The organism is Thermogemmatispora tikiterensis (assembly GCF_003268475.1).
Lineage (GTDB): Bacteria > Chloroflexota > Ktedonobacteria > Ktedonobacterales > Ktedonobacteraceae > Thermogemmatispora > Thermogemmatispora tikiterensis.
Genome location: NZ_MCIF01000002.1, coordinates 2466382 through 2483840 on the forward strand (window position 1 = coordinate 2466382; position 17459 = coordinate 2483840).

A 17459-nucleotide genomic window follows, 5' to 3' on the forward strand; every position below is an offset into this window, starting at 1 on the left:
TGCAATCCATTGCACACACGAGGAAAAGAGGCCGTTATGAAGCTAGGCTTGCATGGTGCAACCACGATGAAAGCGGATCTGAAGACAGACATCGTTTCTGCTGCCAATGCCGGCTTTCAATACCTAGAGCTATGGGCAGCCCAGGAGGGCCTGTATCCCTCTAAGGTTGATCACTTCCTTGAGACATACTCTGCAGAAGACCTGCGGAGATTATTGGATCAACATGATATCATACCCTTAAGTTTCAGTGCTATAGAATTCATAGCTTTTCGTGACCGACAGTTCACCCAGGTAAAGGAGAGATGCCGCCAGCTCTGCGAGCTTGCGCATATCATTGGCTGCCCCTATATTTCTGTTGTTGCCAGTCCTCTACCTCACTGGACAGTCAGCTGGGAAACTGTCGTCAGGGAGCATGTCATCGCTTTGCAGGAACTTAGTCTCATTGCTCGCCCTTATGGCCTCAAACTCGCCTTCGAATTCCTTGGCTTTGGCTGGTGCTCTGTGCGCACTCCGCGGGCAGCTCAGACAATTGTCCAGCAGACCGGATGTGATAACGTAGGTATCATTTTTGATGCAGTGCACTTCTATATTGGAGGGGCTTCCCTGGGAGAGATTAGCGAGCTTAATCCAGAGCTGCTCTACCTCTTTCATCTGGATGATGTCGAAGACACCGTGAAAGAAGCCTATACGGACACGATTCGCCTCTTGCCCGGCCAGGGAGTGATTCCCCTGGCAGACATTTGCACGCGACTTAAAGAGATTGGGTACGATGGCCCATGCTCGGTCGAGCTTTTCCGGCCTGAGTACTGGGCTCTTGATCCACTACAGATGGCTCGCCAAGCGCGGGAGGCAGCTGTGCAAGTTCTTAGTCCCTACTTCGCTCTGGAGGGGTCCTCTTGAAAGAGGCAGCCTCCCTTTTGCAGGAAGAGGTTTACCAGCTGCAGGTAATCCAGCCAAAGCGAGGAGGTGAGATACTCCCGTGTTATGATCGCGGCCTCACGAGCGCCAGTGAGCCAGCTAAAGGGAATCATTGGGTACGGGGCTCGTCCTCTTGCAGACAAGGTTGCAGGCCCTTCCCAAGAAAGCTGTTGTTGCTGACTTCCGCTAATGCGACTTTGTTCGCTTACAACCGCGTGTGTTGTGGATAGGTCTGTCAGCTCTCTCCAGAGCTGAAGGAGGTGACTGTCCTATGTGTCAATGCCGTGTCAGACTGAAAGAGGCCTGGTTGAGGCCTCTCTGGTACCCTGTCTATCAGCATCGCACTATGCTGAGCTGCGTTGGCGCCCTTCTAGCGTTGTTGCTAACGGCATGTAGCACAACCGGTGGCAGTTCTGGCTCATCCTCCGCCTCTCTCAGTGGAGGAAAGGCAATTAGTGGCAAAACTATCCTCTTCGAAATTCAAAGCACTCCAAGTGACAGTTTCTTTGTCCCTGTAGTCAATGGCGCTCGGGCAGCAGCGGCGATCACGGGCCTCAAATTGGAAATCGAATATGCCAGCAACGATGACACGACAGAGGTCAATCAGGTCCGTTCCGCGATTGCCCGCCGTGTGGCAGCCATTGCTGTCACTATTCCTGATTCAGCTCTTAATCAGACCGTGTGTGAGGCACGCGCCCAGGGCATTCCTGTTGTAGCCTTTAACATTAACGGCGCCTCTGGAGAGGGAGCTCGTTGCGTACAAGCATTTATCGGTCAAGATTTTGTCCAGTCAGGTATGTTGATCGCACAGCGCATGATTGATGATGGCTTGATCAAGCCCGGCGATCATGTCTTTTGTCCCGTGGAATCGCCCACACAGGTTTATGCAGTTGAGCGCTATGCTGGCGTGGTCCAAGCTCTGAAAGCCATAGGGGCGAGCTGCGAAGAGCTTGGTACCGGTGTCGACTATGCTCCAGCCCGAGCCAAGATGGTCTCTTATCTGCTGGGACACCCAAATACCTCGGCGATTATTGCGCTAGGGCACACTCCCCTGGATCAGGCCCCTGCAGCTACGGAGCAGGTCCATCGTAAGATCCCAATTGGAGGCTTTGACATCACTCCTGATATTCTTCAGGCAATCAAGAGTGGCGTCATCACGGCTACTGTTGACCAGCAACCTTATCAGCAGGGCTTCTATGCTGTGATGGAACTAGCCCTCTATTTAAAATACGGCCTGGCTCCCTCCAGTATCAACACAAGCAACGGAGCATTGATCGATAAAAGTAATGTCGATCAAGTGCTCAGTCTAGCAGGGACCTACCGCTAGGTGAGCGACGCTTGATTAGAGGGAGAGGCTGTTGCTCGCTTCTAGCCCTCTGCCGAGGCCAGCAGGCGGTGACAGCTTCTCCTCTCGAGATCCTCAAACCAACATGTTATTTCCACTGACCAGGATGCAAGCGGTGTAGAGGCCAGAAGCTTCTGATCGGGCAGATGAGACATCATATTGGAGAAAAAGTATGGAACACCAACACTTACCAATGATCACGGAGCGCACACCAGCAGGACGCCGCGCAGATAGCGGGCGACGCTACCGTATCCAGCAGTCTGGTCTAGAGATCTTGATTCTTTTCCTCCTTGTACAAGTTGCCAGTATTATCTACGGGGTGATCAGCCCTGACACTTTCGCCTATGTCAGCCCTGCTAACATCCAAACTGCTTTGGAGGCCATCCCTCTGCTCGGGATACCAGCTCTAGGGGTAGGCACTCTCATGATCGCTGGTGAATTTGATCTATCTATTGGAGCGAATTACATTTTCAGTAGTATCATTATGGCCCAGCTTGCCGAGAATGGTCTATCAGTTTGGCTGGCGGCCCTGCTTGGCCTTGGCATCGGAGCAGGGATTGGCCTATTGAATGGGGTGATTACGCTTCGTTTACGGATCCCATCGTTTATCACGACTCTGGGTACCATGGGAATCTGGGACGCTGCAACTCTCTTTATTCATGGAGCTTCATCTCAGCCGTTCAACCCTCCCCCGGAGTTCGCGGCTGTAACAGCAGGCCTCTTTGGCATTATCCCAGCGGAGTTTCTTTGGTTCCTTGCTCTGAGCATTGTCTTCTGGGCACTGCTTCATCAGCATCGTTTAGGCAACCACATCTTCGCTGTAGGAGGGAACAAGTACGCCGCGGAAGAGAATGGAGTGCCGGGCAATCGAGCGAAGCTGATTGCATTCGGCCTCACAGGTGCATGTGCCGCCTTGGCCGGCATTCTAGCTGCTGCTCAAATTGGCAACATTGCTCCCTCGAGTGCTACCGATCTTCCCCTGCAAGCAATCGCAGCTTGTGTCATCGGCGGATTGACTCTTAGTGGGGGCCGAGGAACTGTCCTGGGGATGGCGCTTGGCGCTGCTCTGATCTACTGGATTCAAGATGTCCTGCTACTACTCGGCGCTCCGGGCTTCTATCTATCAGCTTTTGTTGGAGTGTTGATTATCGGAGCGGCTGCTATCTACGAGCAGTTGCGGAGGCGTCAGAGCTGATCAGAGTCGCGCAGACCATACAAAGGAGCGTATCTATGGGGATTGAGCATATGGAAACAGTCGCCGCCAAGCAGCCAGAATATCCAGAAGAGGGTACGGTGCCTCTACTGGAGCTACGCGATATTAAGAAGCGCTATGGGGCATTAGAGGCCCTCAAAGGGGTTTCTCTGCACGTAAAACGAGCCGAGATTCTCGCTCTGCTGGGAGACAATGGAGCTGGCAAATCTACTCTGGTGAAGATTATCTCCGGTGTGGTCCCGCCCGATGCGGGAAGCATGTTCTGGGAAGGTCGGCCAGTCACCCTTAAGAGCCACGCTGAGGCTACCGCCCTGGGTATCGAGACCATCTATCAAGATTCGGCCTTGGTTGACTCACTGACAGTGGCACGGAACATCTTCCTAGGCCGCGAGCTTGTTGGCCCCTTTGGCTTCATGCACCATCGCAAAATGAGGGCTATTGCCTCGGATGTATTGCAGACCATCGTGGCTATTGAGGGAATCGACAGTCCTGATAAGCTGGTCGGTAGCCTTTCGGGGGGACAGAAGCAGGCAGTAGCAATTGCGCGGGCTGTCTACTTTAAACGCACGCTGTTGGTGCTTGACGAACCAACTAGCGCGCTGGCAGTCCGCGCCACTGAGGCTCTCTTTGAGTACCTCCGCACGCTTCGCTCACAAGGGCTTTCCAGTATTCTGGTGACACACAACCTCTATGACGCCTATCGCATCTGTGACCGCTTTATTATCCTGTCACATGGAGAGCTGGTCTTCGAAGCCAGCCGCTCTGAAACGTCCGTGGCCGAATTGACCGAACGGGTAAGTCGATCCTGAGGGGAGGAGATAATCCATGCCAACCCACGAAGCTGCCAGACTGCGCAAGGTTCGACTTGGCTTGATCGGAGGCGGACCTGGCTCCAATATCGGTCCTGCTCATCGCTATGCAGCTTTACTCGATGGGCGCTATGCCCTGCTCACAGGTGTCTTTTCTAGTGATCCAGAACGGAGTCGGGCATTTGCGGCAGAGCTGGGAATCGCCGGGGACCGGCGGTATGGTAGGTGGCAAGAGATGCTCGAAGCAGAGGCGCACCGGGAGGATGGTGTAGAGGTGATCAGCATCATGACTCCTAACAGGAGTCACTATCCCATTGCTAAGGCCTGTCTGGAGCAGGGCTTCGACGTTATCTGTGATAAGCCGCTTACAACCACGTTAGAGGAGGCTCTCGATTTACTCCAGTTGAGTCGAAGCCGCGGGCTGATCTGTGCGGTAACCTACAACTACAGTGGTTACCCTATGGTTCGCCAGGCACGGGAGATGGTGCGTCGAGGTGAGCTTGGCAACATCCGAATCGTCCAGGTTGAGCATGCCTCAGGCTGGGCTAGCACCTTGCTCGAAGCCACGGGGCATAAACAGGCTACCTGGCGTACGACGCCGGAGATGGTGGGAAAATCCAGCGTTGTTGCAGACCTGGGCACGCACGCTCATCACCTCCTGCGCTTCATTACCGGTTTGGAAGTTGTTGAGCTTTCTGCTGAGCTAGCGACATTGGTCCCTGGTCGTCAGGTAGATGATAATGCTCACATTAAGTTGCGCTTGAGTAATGGGGCCCGCGGTTTCCTCTGGGCTAGCATGGCCGCCACTGGGCATCTTCATGGCTTACGCATCCGCGTCTATGGCGAAGACGCCAGCCTCGAGTGGGTACAGGAGAGACCCGAAGAACTGATTGTGCGTCCGCTCAATGACCCTCAGCAGATCCTGATGCGCGGTTTTGAGTGGCTAGCTCCCTCAGCACAGCGCTCTTCACGGCTTTGGCCTGGCCATCCAGAGGGATTCCTGGAGGCTTTTGCTAATCTCTACAACGACATTGCAGAGGCGATCCTCGCTCGTCGTAGCGGCCAGACTGCTCCCAAAGAAAGACTGTTCCCGGATGTGGAAGATGGCGTCCTGGGGGTGCAGTTCATCGAGGCCGCTGTTAGCTCCCATCTGCAGCAGGGTAACTGGGTGAAAGCTAGCCTGGATCTTTTGGCAGCTAATCCTTGAACTGAACCTTCTCCCTCAGATAGTCAGGAGGTGAAGCCATGATCGGGTTCGCGATCTTTGGCGCGGGTTTTATCGGCACTGTTCATGCCACTAATATTGCGGCGCATCCGCGAGCACACCTGCGCTATATCTATGACGTCAATCGGCGGGCAGCTGAACAGCTCGCCCAGCGTCTGAGAAGCACAGTAGCATCCAGCCCGGAGGAAATCTGGTCTGCTGCTGATGTGGATGCTGTAGTCATTGCTTCCTCAACTAATACGCATGCTACTCTCTTGAGTCAAGCAATTCAGGCAGGGAAGGCAGTTTATTGCGAGAAGCCAGTAGACCTGGAAATCGAACGTGTCAAGTCCGTCGTCCAGGAGGCAAGACAGTCCCCACGTCCAATCATGATTGGCTTCAGCCGCCGCTTTGATCGTAATCATCTGGCGGTACACGAGGCTGTTCAGCAGGGAGAGATCGGCAAGGTGGAAATGGTTCTTCTCACCTCACGAGCCCAAGAGCCTCCTCCGCTCAGCTATATTCAGGTGTCGGGAGGACAGTTTCGCGACCAGACTATCCATTTCTTCGACCTAGCCTGCTGGCTAACTAACGAAGCTCCTGTAGAGGTCTATGCGGCTGGTGCCGCACTTGTCGATCCAGCGATTGGTGATGTTGGCGATGTTGACACCTCCATGTTGATTTTGAAGATGCCAAGCGGGGCACTCTGTCACATCGATAACAGTCGGCGAACAACCTACGGCTACGACGAGCGCATCGAGGTCTTTGGTTCACGAGGGATGGTACAATCGCGGCTTAAGCCATTACGAGAGATTTCTCTCTACCGCGATCACCAAGTCATCTCTCCAGGACCTTACCCCAGCTGGTTTGAGCGTCTGGAGCCTAGTTTCGCTACTGCCCTCGATGCCTTTATCAGAGTCTTAGAAGGCCAGCAGGTGGTCTATCCCACTTTGCTCGATGGACTTCGGGCGCAACTGATTGCCGAGGCCGCTTTGCTTTCCTTACGGCAGAATGTACCTGTAAAAATTACGTACTGGCAGCCAGCTTAATTAGATTCCCCTATCCTGGATTGTTGGAGGTATCTGCCATGACGCGAAGCATTGGTATTGGTGTGATTGGCATGGGCTGGATGGGCGAAGTACATAGCCGCGCCTATCGTGCTATCCCTGACCGGTTCCCTGAAAGCGGTTTGCGCCCCCGACTAGTCATCTGCGCCGATGCTATCGCTGCGCGCGCTCAAGCCGCACAGCAGCGCTTCGGCTTCGAACGATCTACCACTGACTGGCACGAGGTCATCGCAGATCCAGCAGTGGAAGCCGTGATCGTAACCGCTCCCAATGACTTACATCTGGAGATCAACCGCGCTGCAGCTCAAGCTGGGAAGCACATTTTCTGTGAAAAGCCTGTGGGTCGTGAGCCAGAGGAGACTGTCCTGAGTGCGCGCATTGCTCGAGAGCAAGGGGTACTTACCTTCGTGGGCTACAACTACCGTTGGGCTCCCCTGGTACAATATGCGCGCCAGTTGATCTCTTCCGGTAGACTGGGTCGGATTACTCACTACCATGGGCGCTTTCTCAACGGCTACGCTAGTGATCCACGTGGCTTCCTTTCCTGGCGTTTTGAACGCCAGCATGGCCTTGGGGCACTCAGTGATCTGATGTCTCATGTCATCGATATGGCTCAGATGCTTGCAGGGCCAATCACACGCGTCGTCAGTGATAAAGAGACCTTTATCCGCCAGCGCCCTCTTCCTCAGCCAGGAATAGAGACCCACTATGATATCAGCAGCCAGGATGGGCCTCTTGGCGAGGTGACCAATGAGGATTATGTGAATGTCCTGGTTCATTTCGCTAAGGGAGCCCGTGGCATCTTAGAGTCATGTCGCGTCATCAATGGCGAGAAATGTGACATGTCATTTGAAATATATGGAACTAGAGGAGCTATTAAGTGGTCGATGGAAAGGATGAATCAGCTTGAATTGCAGTGGCGTAATGACGAGAATCCCGCTGAGGATGGATATATCACCCTGCTCAGCGGGCCGGCTCATCCCTTCCATCGTCATTTTAACCCGGCTTGGGGGCTCAACCTGGGGTATGACGATCTCAAGGTGATCGAAGCCTATCACTTCCTCCGCTCCATTGCCGCTGGCCAGCAGGGTGAGCCAGGCTTCGCGGAAGCGCTGGCCGTGGCCCGAGTCCAGCAGGCAATTATGCGCTCTTGGGAAAGCGGCTCCTGGGAGACAGTTGAATTTACAGAGAAAGATGAAAAATAAAGACAATATTTTGGATGTAATAATTGTATCATTGGAGAAAATTATGACTAAGCGAACTATTCGTGTTGGTAATGCTCCCTGTTCCTGGGGAGTCATTGAGAATGTCGCAGGAGATCGCTCCGCTTACACGCGGGTGCTAGATGAAATGCGGCAGGCTGGCTATGAAGGCACAGAGTTAGGCGACTGGGGCTTTCTCCCGCCAGAACCGTCGCGGTTGCGCACTGAGCTAGCAGCGCGGCAGTTAGAGCTGATTGGAGCATGGGTAAGCGTCTCGTTGCACGATCCCCAATTCCACTCAGCCAGTGAAGCCGCGGCGCTGCGCACAGCGAGACTAGTGGCTGAGGTAGGGGGAGCCAGCGCTTTGATTGTGCTTGGCGATAATCCCTATAGTGATCCTGTGCGAACTCGCGAGGCCGGACGTATTGGTCGTGAGCAGGGCTTGAGTGAGGAACAATGGAACATTTTTGTGGCTGGAGCCAACCGTGTCGCTCGGGCTGTCCTGGAGGCCACAGGATTGCGCTGTGTCTTTCATCCCCACATCGGCACCTGGATTGAAACTCCTGAGGAGACAGAGCGGTTACTGAGCCTGACTGACCCAACTTGCCTTGGCCTCTGTCTCGATACGGGACATATTCGCTTTGGAGGCGGTGATCCGTTGGTCAGCCTGCGCCACTACCACGATCGTGTTTGGCTGGTCCACTTCAAAGACCATGATCCACGAGTAGCGGAGCAATCTCGTCGTCTGCAATGGAATGCTCTCGAATCCATTGCCCATGGCATCTTTTGCGAGCTGGGACAAGGTGACATTGACTTTCCAGCCATTGTTCAACAGCTCCAGGAGCATAGCTACTGCGGTTGGATCGTTGTGGAGCAAGACATCCTCCCTGGGATGGGCTCTCCTTTCGAAAGTGCACGGCGCAATCGAGAATACCTCCGCGCCTTAGGTCTGTAACCTGCTGAGCTGGCGTCCATGCGAGGAGCTGAGAAGCTCAGCAGGTTCGACCAAAGGGCAATCAATCATCCTTCCCTGGCAAGTCAGGCAGGGCAGCCGAATTCGCTGGGGAGGTTCTGCAGGAACAGTAAGGTGCAAGAGTGTGTCAAGGAGATACAAGGGGGCGGCAGTGAACCGCATGAATCAGACCAATCAGAAGAGGTATTCCCTGGATCTCATCACTATGGGGCGGTCCTCACTCGATCTCTATGCCAATGATATTGGGGTTCCGTTTGTCAATATCCGTAGTTTCGCTGCTTATGTGGGAGGTTGCCCAACAAATATCAGCGTTGGCGCACGGCGTCTGGGATTGCACTCGGCTGTACTAACTGCTGTCGGAGATGACCCTGTGGGAGATTTCATCTTGTACTTCCTGCAACAGGAAGGGGTAGTCACGACCTTCATTCCACGAAAGCCAGGATACCGCTCCAGCGCTGTTGTTCTAGGAATTGAGCCTCCTGATCGCTTCCCACTTGTTTACTATCGTGCCCGAGCTGCAGACTTGCAGCTGACCATCGACGATGTGGTGGTCACTCCCATCGATGAGACTCGCGTTCTGCTGATTACTGGCACGGGACTGAGCCAGGAGCCGAGCCGCAGTGCCACCTTCTTCGCTGCAGAACGCGCCCACGAGGCTGGAGTTACTGTCGTACTCGATCTGGACTTTCGGCCTGATCAATGGGAGGAAGTACGAGCCTTCGGCATCAATGTACGCGCTGTGTTGCCTCTCGTCGATGTCGTAATCGGCACCGAGGAAGAAATCAAAGCTACCATCCTAATGAACCCGGCTCATCTACATGTGGGGCATTCCCAGATCTCTGATGCTCACGTGGAAGGCAATCTTGTGACAGCCAGTACTTCGCTCTTACGTCGAGGGCCAAAGGTCCTTGTGCAGAAGCGAGGAGCAGCTGGCTGCCGGCTGCATCTAGCCCATGAAGGGGCGCCTGTTGAGCAGATTGATGTGCCAGGCTTCGCAGTTACTGTCCAGAATGTCCTGGGTGCAGGAGACGCCTTCGCTGCAGGGTTGCTCTATGGGCTGCTGCAGGGATGGGAGTGGTACCAGGCGGCACGCTTTGCCAATGCCTGTGGAGCTCTGCTAGTCACCCGACACGGCTGCGCCAACTTCATGCCGACCATTGCCGAGGTGCAGGCCTTCATAGAAGAACAGGGAGGCTTCTAGCTAGCTATTTCCTCCCAATTACGGCTGAAAGTAGGAGGTGAAACCGATGAGCAAGCAAGGTACGCGACGCTTGACAGTAGCACAGGCTCTGATCCTGTTTCTGCGGCAGCAGTATGTTGAGCGAGATGGCCATGAACAGCCTTTCTTCGCCGGGTGTTTCGGAATCTTCGGGCATGGCAATGTTGCCGGTATTGGCCAGGCTCTGCAACAGATGCCCAGCTTTCGCTATTACCAAGCTCGTAACGAACAAGCAATGGTTCATATTGCTGCAGCCTATGCTCGGGTCAAAAATCGCTTACAGACTTTCGCTTGTACTTCTTCCATTGGGCCAGGCGCAACCAATATGGTGACCGGGGCCGCATTAGCTACTATCAATCGGCTCCCAGTGCTTTTGCTACCAGGAGATATCTTTGCCCGGCGCAATGTGGCCCCTGTTTTACAACAGCTTGAGTGCGAACACACTCAGGATATCTCCGTCAACGACTGTTTCAAGCCTGTGAGCCGTTACTGGGATCGTATTACACGCCCTGAGCAGCTGCTGACAGCGTTGCCGGAGGCCATGCGGGTCTTAACGAGTCCCACGGAGACTGGAGCTGTCACTCTGGCTCTTCCGCAGGACGTACAGACCGAGGCATATGACTATCCAGAAGCCTTCTTTCGAAAACGCATCTGGCATATCCCTCGCCCTCGTCCTGATCGCCAGGCTCTCGAGCAAGCTGCAGTTTCTATTCGAAAGAGTCAGAGACCACTCATCGTCGCCGGGGGAGGGGTGATCTATGCAGAGGCCTGCCAGGCTCTTGCTCATTTCGCTGAGCAAACAGGTATTCCCGTCAGCGAAACGATGGCGGGGAAAGGAAGCCTCCATTTTGCCCATCCGCTCAATGTCGGGCCTATAGGTGTCAATGGCTCTTTGGCAGCCAACCGTCTCGCTCGTGATGCTGATCTTATCATAGGGATCGGCACACGCTATAGCGATTTCACCACATCTTCTAAAACCGCTTTTCAAGATCCTCACGTACTTTTTATCAATATAAACGTTTGCGATTTTGATGCAGCTAAACATGCTGCACTCTCACTCGTAGGAGACGCTCTAGTGACATTGCAGGAACTGCAACAGCAGCTTCAGGGGTATGAGGTTGACCCTCGCTACCGCAGGTTTGCAGAGGAGCTTCACGTTGCCTGGGAGCAGGAGATCTCTCGCTGCATCGCTCAGCACCATGAGCCACTGCCCTCTCAAGCGGAATTAATCGGAGTTCTCAACCAGCGGAGCTCACCAGAATCGATCATTGTCAGTGCCGCTGGAAGCCTGCCCGGAGAGCTGCAAAAGCTCTGGCGAACCTCCCATTCCAAGCAGTTCCATGTTGAATATGGCTATAGCTGCATGGGATATGAAATAGCCGGAGGATTAGGAGTGAAGATGGCCGCTCCGGAGCGTGATGTCTACGTGCTCGTAGGTGATGGCTCCTATCTGATGATGAACAGTGAAATTGTCACATCCCTGCAGGAAGGCTATAAGCTTATCATCATTCTATTCGACAATGCTGGTTTCAAGAGTATTGGCGCACTCAGCCGTGCCCTAGGACAAGGCGGATTTGGCACGCGGTACGTCTACCCCCAACAGGGAATCTTGCCCGGTGATGAGACAGGAGAGGGAGTCGTAACCCTGCCGGTTGATCTGGCAGCAAACGCACGAAGTCTCGGAGCCGAGGTGATTGTTTGTCACAGCTACTCAGATTTTGCAGCGGCACTAGAAGGGGCAGGCCATACTGATCGTACGACACTCATCCTTGTGGCGACTGATCGCTATGTAACGGTACCTGACTATGAAAGCTGGTGGGATGTGCCAGTAGCGGAGGTGAGCGAAATGGCCCAGGTGCAAGAAGCCCGCCGTATCTGGGAGAGCAAAAGAAAGCAAGAACGCTATTTTTTCGGAGGCGAGTGATCAAGGAGGAAGGACGATTATGGGTTTACTGATTCGCCCAGTACGCCATAAGCTTTCCATTGAGAGACCAGAACCTCTGCTGGCCATTACTCCTCCTTCCGTTGGTTGGCAATATATCTCATTCAGTGCCTATGAGCTTCGGACCGGACAGACCATTGCTGGCACTGCTCAAGGCCAAGAAACGGTACTGCTGCTGCTCGCTGGCAGAGGAGAGATTCAGCTCAATGGGCAGCAGCTGGGCCCCTTGGGGAACCGAGCAAGTGTCTTTGAGGATGCTCCCCCTGCTGCCCTTTATCTTGCAGGAGATAGCTCGTATCAAGTGACCTGCCTCTCATCAAGATTGGAGATCGTGCTTGCATCGGTGCCAGCGAACCGCTGCCACTTGCCAGCACGTGTCCTGAGACCGGAGACGATGTCGCTGGAAATGCGAGGAGCGGGGAATACAGAACGTTACATTCGCCATATCTTGGACACCGACCAGGAAGCCGAACGGATCATAGTTGTCGAAGTAATCACCCCTAATGGTCACTGGTCATCATTCCCTCCACATAAACATGATACAGAGAGCCCTCCTTTAGAGGCTTACCTGGAAGAGGTCTACTACTATCATTTCCAGCCAGCTGAGGGCTTTGCTCTCCAACGAGTCTACTACCCCGGCGACTTGGACGAAACTGTCGCTGTTCATGATGGCGACTTGGTGCTGGTACCACGTGGCTATCATACGGTGGCGGCAGTGCCGGGCTACGATCTCTACTATCTCAACATCATGGCCGGCCCGCGAAGAAGCTGGCAATACCAGGTTGACCCCATCTTCCGTCATCTGCTGCCGCCCTCGGGCAGCATCACAGGCAAAATCATCCAGCCGGTGTCTCCGGTCAATGGCGCATAGAGTTGGATGGTTCGCAGAACAATTACCACTGCGAGGCTTATCATGATAAATCGCGAAGTAGACCATGAGAAGCTGATCACAGCCCTTGCAGACCTGCGTATCAAGGAGCCAGATCTTCCAGCCCTCTTGGCCCGCACGCGCAAACGTCGCTCTCGCTTGACGACTGATGGTCATCTGGTCATTATAGCTGCAGATCATCCGGCTCGCCGGGTTGTAGCAGCAGGGCAAAATCCCTGGGCAATGGCCGATCGGGCAGAATTGCTGAAGCGTCTGGCTGCAGTGCTCCAGCAGCCGGGTGTCGATGGAGTGCTGGCAACCCCTGATCTGCTGGAGGAGCTGCTTCTCTACAATTACTGGCTCCTCAAGCAGGGAGAGAAGGATTTCCTTGAAGAGAAGCTGCTCATCGGTTCTATGAACCGGGGGGGCCTAGCAGGCACTGTCTTTGAACTGTACGATCCTGTCACAGCCTACACTGCCCGTGATTTGCTAGAGATGAACCTTGATGGAGGAAAGCTTCTTTTCCAATTCGATCCTCAAGCAAGAGAGAGCGGTCAGACCTTGTACCTCTGCGCTGCAGCATTACGGGAGCTGGCGGATCAACGCCTCCCAGCTTTTCTAGAAGTGGTCCCTCGACCTCCCACTACAGATGAGCTTGTTCTTCTAGTTGGGGTAGCGACAGCGCTGGGACCAACCAGTAGTCACCTCTGGCTGAAACTGCCAATGGTAGAAGGCTTTGAGCGTGTAGCCCGCGCAACGACTTGCCCTATCCTCGTGCTAGGAGGAAGCGAGCCTGGCAATTCTAGTCAGCTCCTGAGCCGTATTGAGTCCTGTCTGAAAGCTGGTCCCAATATACGAGGAGCCATTATTGGGCGAGGAATTCTCTATCCTTCAGATGATAGCGACCCTGCTCAGCTCGCAGCGCAACTAGCGCAACTCATCCACCAGTCTACGAGTCAAAGGAGCAGCAGCGATCAACAAGAGATTTAAAGCAACAGGAGGGTTCAATGATTCCGAACCTCATCGGTAGCCAATGGATACATCCAGCGAGAGAAACCCTGCCTATCTATAACCCAGCGACGGGTGAAGTCATCGAGCATGTTCCGCTCTCAGGAGCCGAGGAGGTTGCGCAGGCTATTGAGGCCGCCCAGGAGGCCTATCAAACATGGTCACAGACCTCCGTCATGGAACGGACACGCTTGATGTTCCGCTATAAGGAGTTGCTGGAACAGCATACTGAGGAACTAAGCAGGATTATTACACTGCATCACGGGAAAACGCTTGATGAGGCACGTGGAGAAGTGCGACGTGGCATTGAAGTAGTTGATTTTGCTTGCGGTGCACCTACCCTGCTGCAAGGCCGGACTTTGCGCCAGGTCACCCAGGGGATAGATCAAGACTTCTACCTCTACCCCTTGGGAGTTGTGACGGGGATTACCCCTTTCAACTTTCCCGTAATGATTCCTCTCTGGATGTTCCCTTTAGCTGTTATCGCAGGAAATACTTTTGTCTTGAAGCCTTCTGAGCGTACTCCGCTGGGAGCCATAAGGCTGGCAGAGTTATTCTTGGAGGCTGGCTTTCCCCCCGGTGTTTTGAATCTCGTTCATGGAGCCAAAGAGGCAGTTGACGCCTTGATTGCTCATCCTGATGTACGGGCTGTTTCTTTTGTTGGATCAGCGCCCGTGGCACGCTATGTCTATCGGCAGGCAGCTCATCAGGGCAAGCGGGTTCAAGCAGCAGGGGGAGCCAAAAATCACCTCATTGTTCTACCAGATGCTGACCTTGAGCATGCTACTGCGGCGATCCTCAACTCTGCTTTCGGCAACGCAGGCGAGCGCTGTTTAGCTGGCAGTGTGACTATTGCCGTCGGCTCAGTTCAGGAACCGCTGCTCGAGGCCCTCCGTGTAGCGGCAGAGCAACTCGCGGTGGGTCCAGGTATCGAACCAGGCATTCAGATCGGGCCTTTAATTCGCGCAGAACATCGTGAACGTGTCTTGAGATACGTGGAAGCGGGGATCAAGGAAGGCGCTCAGTTAGTCCTGGATGGACGTCGATTCCTGAATCTGCCCGGTTTTTTCTTGGGGCCCACGATTTTAGACCATGTGACTCCGAAGATGACAGTCGGGCGAGAAGAAGGTTTTGGACCGGTACTCTCCGTCTCGCGAGCTGCGACACTGGGGGAAGCACTTGCTCAAGCTAATGAGGTGGCCTATGGGAACATGGCGGTCATTTTCACCCGGAGTGGGGCAGCAGCCCGTCTCTTTCGTGAGCGTGTGGAGGCTGGCATGGTAGGAATCAATGTCGGGGTAGCTCAACCGTTCGGCTTCTATCCTTTCCCTGGCTGGCGGCAATCTTTCTATGGCGATCTGCATCTGCAAGGCTCGGATGGCATAGAATTCTATACCCGCAAGAAGGTCGTAGTCACCCGCTGGTAAGGAAAGGAGGAGCAAGAGCAGTCGACCGTTCCTTTCAGCTTGAGCCTGTTCCTTCTTTGTCCAAAGCAGGTAGCCGTCTCTTTCCGCCTTCTTCGTGATGCGCTTAGCAACCTGGTTGGCCTTCTGAGTATCTCCGCAGGCAGTGAGGTTCCAAGAGGTCGATTTGGCTAGCGTCTCGCCAGTACGCCAGGAAGACGAAAGCCTCCGCGGCTAGACACGAGTGGCGGAAGGACGTTCGACTACTAGGAGCAGAGGCCCGGCAGCGTAAGGCCGGGCCCCTTGCTGAAGGCCGATTCTCCTTCTGGAAAGTCTAAAGCTAACACGGAGGACTTGAGCGAGGAGAAGCAATTGCCACCGTTCGGCTACTAATTGCCGCGCAGGTTGCCTGACGTCACTCCGGCCTCCAACCTGAGTCAATAACGATCGCGAGATCGTGTCTGCACGAGCAGAGTCACACGTGCGCCGAGGTCCTGCAAAAATTCATCGAGATTCAGGGCAAAGACCTCTACCCCTCATCCCTCCGTCCATTGAACGTGTAGGGTTACGATATAGGGGAGCCTGGTCAGCGATCGCGCCCGCTTCGCCCTGGACGTACCGCGCTCCACCCAGGCCCTGCTCGCCGCCGTCCCCTGGCAGCAGTGCCCCGCCGAAGCCCGAACCGCCTGCGCGGGCCTGCTGGCTCACTGGCGGCAGGGGCCTCCGCCAGCCACCCCCTGGGACCCTTCCCGGCCTCGGACCGCGAGCGCCTGCCAGCCCATCCCGCCAGACGGAGGGATGGGCCATGCCGCTTCGTGACCAAGATGCCCGTTTCGCTATCGGGCTGGACCTGCTCTTCGTCGATGCCGCCCGCCAGCACGTCGCCCTCATCCGCCGCCAGGAGGAGCAGCAGCTTGCCATGCTCGGCGAGCAACTGCGCTGGGCGAGCCTGCCGCCACCGGCCTCCTGCGCGCCCTGCGCGAGGAACTGGGCATCGCGAGCACCCACTGGCACCTGTACGGCGTCGGCCTGCGCTCCTGGCGGCTCGGCGGCCTCTTCGGCCTGGACCGCCCGGCCCGGGACCCCCGCTTCCTGGGGGCAACTTCCCTGGCCGCGCGCGCCCAGGTCCTCTCCCTCCTCTTCCTCATCGAGGCCGACCTGCCCCAGCTCCTGCGCATCGCCCGCCCCGGCCCCACCAGCAGCGTCCTGGGCCTGGAGGTGCTCCCCGTGACCGCCCTGGAGCAGCAGGCCCTCTTGCTCGATCACGCCGCGCTCATCCAGCAGGTCCTCGCCGCCGAGCGGGCAGGTCGCCTGCCCCTGCTGCCCGTGGACTCCGCCTGGCCCCTGCGCCGTGCTGATCCCGAGCCCGTCTCAGACCCCGAGTCCCCCCCGCGGCGGGACCGTTCACCTCAGCAAGGAGACAGCCATGAGCACCCCAGTTGATCCCGCTCGCCCGCAGCCCGCGCCTCAGCCGCGCGGACGCTCGACCTACATCATCGACGCCGAGAACGCTGGCGAACTGGCCCGCCTCATGCAGCAGGATCGGCTGCTCACCGAGGCCCTGGGCGGCCTCTTGCCCGAGGAAGGGATCAGCCTCCCCGAGACGGGCCGCGTGCTTGACCTGGCCTGTGGCCCCGGCGGCTGGCTCTTGGAGCTGGCCTTCCGCTTCCCACGGGCTACCCTGATCGGCGTCGACCTCAGCCCGGCAGTGATCGAATACGCCACCGCGCAAGCCTGGTCGCGCGGCCTGGAGAACGTCCACTTTCAGGTCATGGACGTCATGGAGCCGCTCGCTTTCCCCGATGCCTCCTTCGACCTGATCAATGGCCGGCTCCTGTGGGGCTTCATGCTGCCGGAGGCCTGGCCGCAGCTGCTCGCCGAGTGTCGGCGCCTCCTCGTCCCCGGCGGGGTCGTGCGCCTGACCGAGATGGAGGAGCCGCTGACCACCAGTCCCGCCTTCGAACGGCTCATGGCCCTGGGCTGCCAGGCGCTCACGCGGGCGGGCCAGAGCCTCTCCCCCACCGGGCAGCATCTGGGGATCACGCCCGTGCTGCCCCGGCTGGTGCGGCAGGCCGGCCTGGTCGATGTGCGGCTGCGACCCACCGCCATCGAGTGGTCGATGGGCACCGAGCAGCACTATCCGGTCTTCAAGGACGCGCTCATCGGGCTGGAGCTGGTCCTGCCCTTCCTGGAACGCCAGGGGCTGGCCACGCGGGCAGCGTTGACGACCCTGTACCAGCAGGCGGTGGCTGAGATGCAACAGGAGGACTTCTGCGCCCTCTGGACCC

16 protein-coding genes are annotated in these 17459 nt (G+C 55.9%); all 16 read left to right on the forward strand.

The features are described 5' to 3' along the window. Window positions 1-66: 66 nt before the first annotated feature. Complete coding sequence (locus tag A4R35_RS09995) at window positions 67-900, forward strand: sugar phosphate isomerase/epimerase family protein (protein WP_223258500.1); 834 nt, start codon at window positions 67-69, stop codon at window positions 898-900. Between the two features lie 364 nt (window positions 901-1264). Further along, entirely contained in the window at window positions 1265-2245 is a 981-nt protein-coding gene (locus tag A4R35_RS10000; protein ID WP_223258277.1) for a substrate-binding domain-containing protein, read from the forward strand. A gap of 190 nt (window positions 2246-2435) precedes the next feature. Beyond that, window positions 2436-3458: an ABC transporter permease gene (locus A4R35_RS10005; protein WP_223258278.1), complete on the forward strand. Its 1023-nt coding sequence runs from the start codon at window positions 2436-2438 to the stop codon at window positions 3456-3458. A gap of 35 nt (window positions 3459-3493) precedes the next feature. Beyond that, the gene (locus A4R35_RS10010) at window positions 3494-4285 is read left to right on the forward strand and encodes an ATP-binding cassette domain-containing protein (RefSeq protein ID WP_223258279.1); all 792 of its coding nucleotides are present in this window, start codon (window positions 3494-3496) and stop codon (window positions 4283-4285) included. A 16-nt stretch (window positions 4286-4301) separates the two neighbouring features. Beyond that, complete coding sequence (locus A4R35_RS10015) at window positions 4302-5492, forward strand: Gfo/Idh/MocA family protein (protein WP_112428950.1); 1191 nt, start codon at window positions 4302-4304, stop codon at window positions 5490-5492. Window positions 5493-5530: 38 nt separating this feature from the next. Next, entirely contained in the window at window positions 5531-6538 is a 1008-nt protein-coding gene (locus tag A4R35_RS10020) for a Gfo/Idh/MocA family protein (RefSeq protein ID WP_112428952.1), read from the forward strand. Window positions 6539-6576: 38 nt separating this feature from the next. After that, window positions 6577-7761 carry a Gfo/Idh/MocA family protein gene (locus A4R35_RS10025; RefSeq protein ID WP_112428954.1) on the forward strand — a complete coding sequence of 395 codons (1185 nt, stop codon included), beginning with the start codon at window positions 6577-6579 and terminating at the stop codon, window positions 7759-7761. Between the two features lie 43 nt (window positions 7762-7804). Beyond that, window positions 7805-8713: a TIM barrel protein gene (locus A4R35_RS10030; RefSeq protein ID WP_112428956.1), complete on the forward strand. Its 909-nt coding sequence runs from the start codon at window positions 7805-7807 to the stop codon at window positions 8711-8713. A 142-nt stretch (window positions 8714-8855) separates the two neighbouring features. Then, complete coding sequence (iolC, locus tag A4R35_RS10035) at window positions 8856-9932, forward strand: 5-dehydro-2-deoxygluconokinase (RefSeq protein ID WP_223258280.1); 1077 nt, start codon at window positions 8856-8858, stop codon at window positions 9930-9932. Window positions 9933-9978: 46 nt separating this feature from the next. After that, a complete protein-coding gene (gene iolD, locus A4R35_RS10040; RefSeq protein ID WP_112428958.1) occupies window positions 9979-11874 on the forward strand; it encodes a 3D-(3,5/4)-trihydroxycyclohexane-1,2-dione acylhydrolase (decyclizing) in 1896 nt (631 codons plus the stop codon). A gap of 19 nt (window positions 11875-11893) precedes the next feature. Beyond that, complete coding sequence (gene iolB, locus A4R35_RS10045) at window positions 11894-12763, forward strand: 5-deoxy-glucuronate isomerase (RefSeq protein WP_112428960.1); 870 nt, start codon at window positions 11894-11896, stop codon at window positions 12761-12763. Window positions 12764-12805: 42 nt separating this feature from the next. Next, on the forward strand, window positions 12806-13750 hold the full coding sequence (locus A4R35_RS10050) for a Cgl0159 family (beta/alpha)8-fold protein (protein WP_112428962.1): 945 nt from the start codon (window positions 12806-12808) through the stop codon (window positions 13748-13750). Window positions 13751-13767: 17 nt separating this feature from the next. Next, complete coding sequence (locus A4R35_RS10055; RefSeq protein ID WP_112428964.1) at window positions 13768-15195, forward strand: CoA-acylating methylmalonate-semialdehyde dehydrogenase; 1428 nt, start codon at window positions 13768-13770, stop codon at window positions 15193-15195. Between the two features lie 781 nt (window positions 15196-15976). Beyond that, window positions 15977-16402 (forward strand): hypothetical protein, encoded by a 426-nt coding sequence (locus A4R35_RS23905; RefSeq protein WP_146747169.1) that lies wholly within the window; start codon window positions 15977-15979, stop codon window positions 16400-16402. Beyond that, window positions 16399-16614 carry a hypothetical protein gene (locus A4R35_RS24235; RefSeq protein WP_112428966.1) on the forward strand — a complete coding sequence of 72 codons (216 nt, stop codon included), beginning with the start codon at window positions 16399-16401 and terminating at the stop codon, window positions 16612-16614. The genes A4R35_RS23905 and A4R35_RS24235 overlap by 4 nt, the downstream gene beginning before the upstream one ends. Next, on the forward strand, window positions 16598-17459 hold an 862-nt coding region (locus tag A4R35_RS10070; protein WP_112428968.1), incomplete at its 3' end, for a class I SAM-dependent methyltransferase. The genes A4R35_RS24235 and A4R35_RS10070, both read left to right, overlap by 17 nt.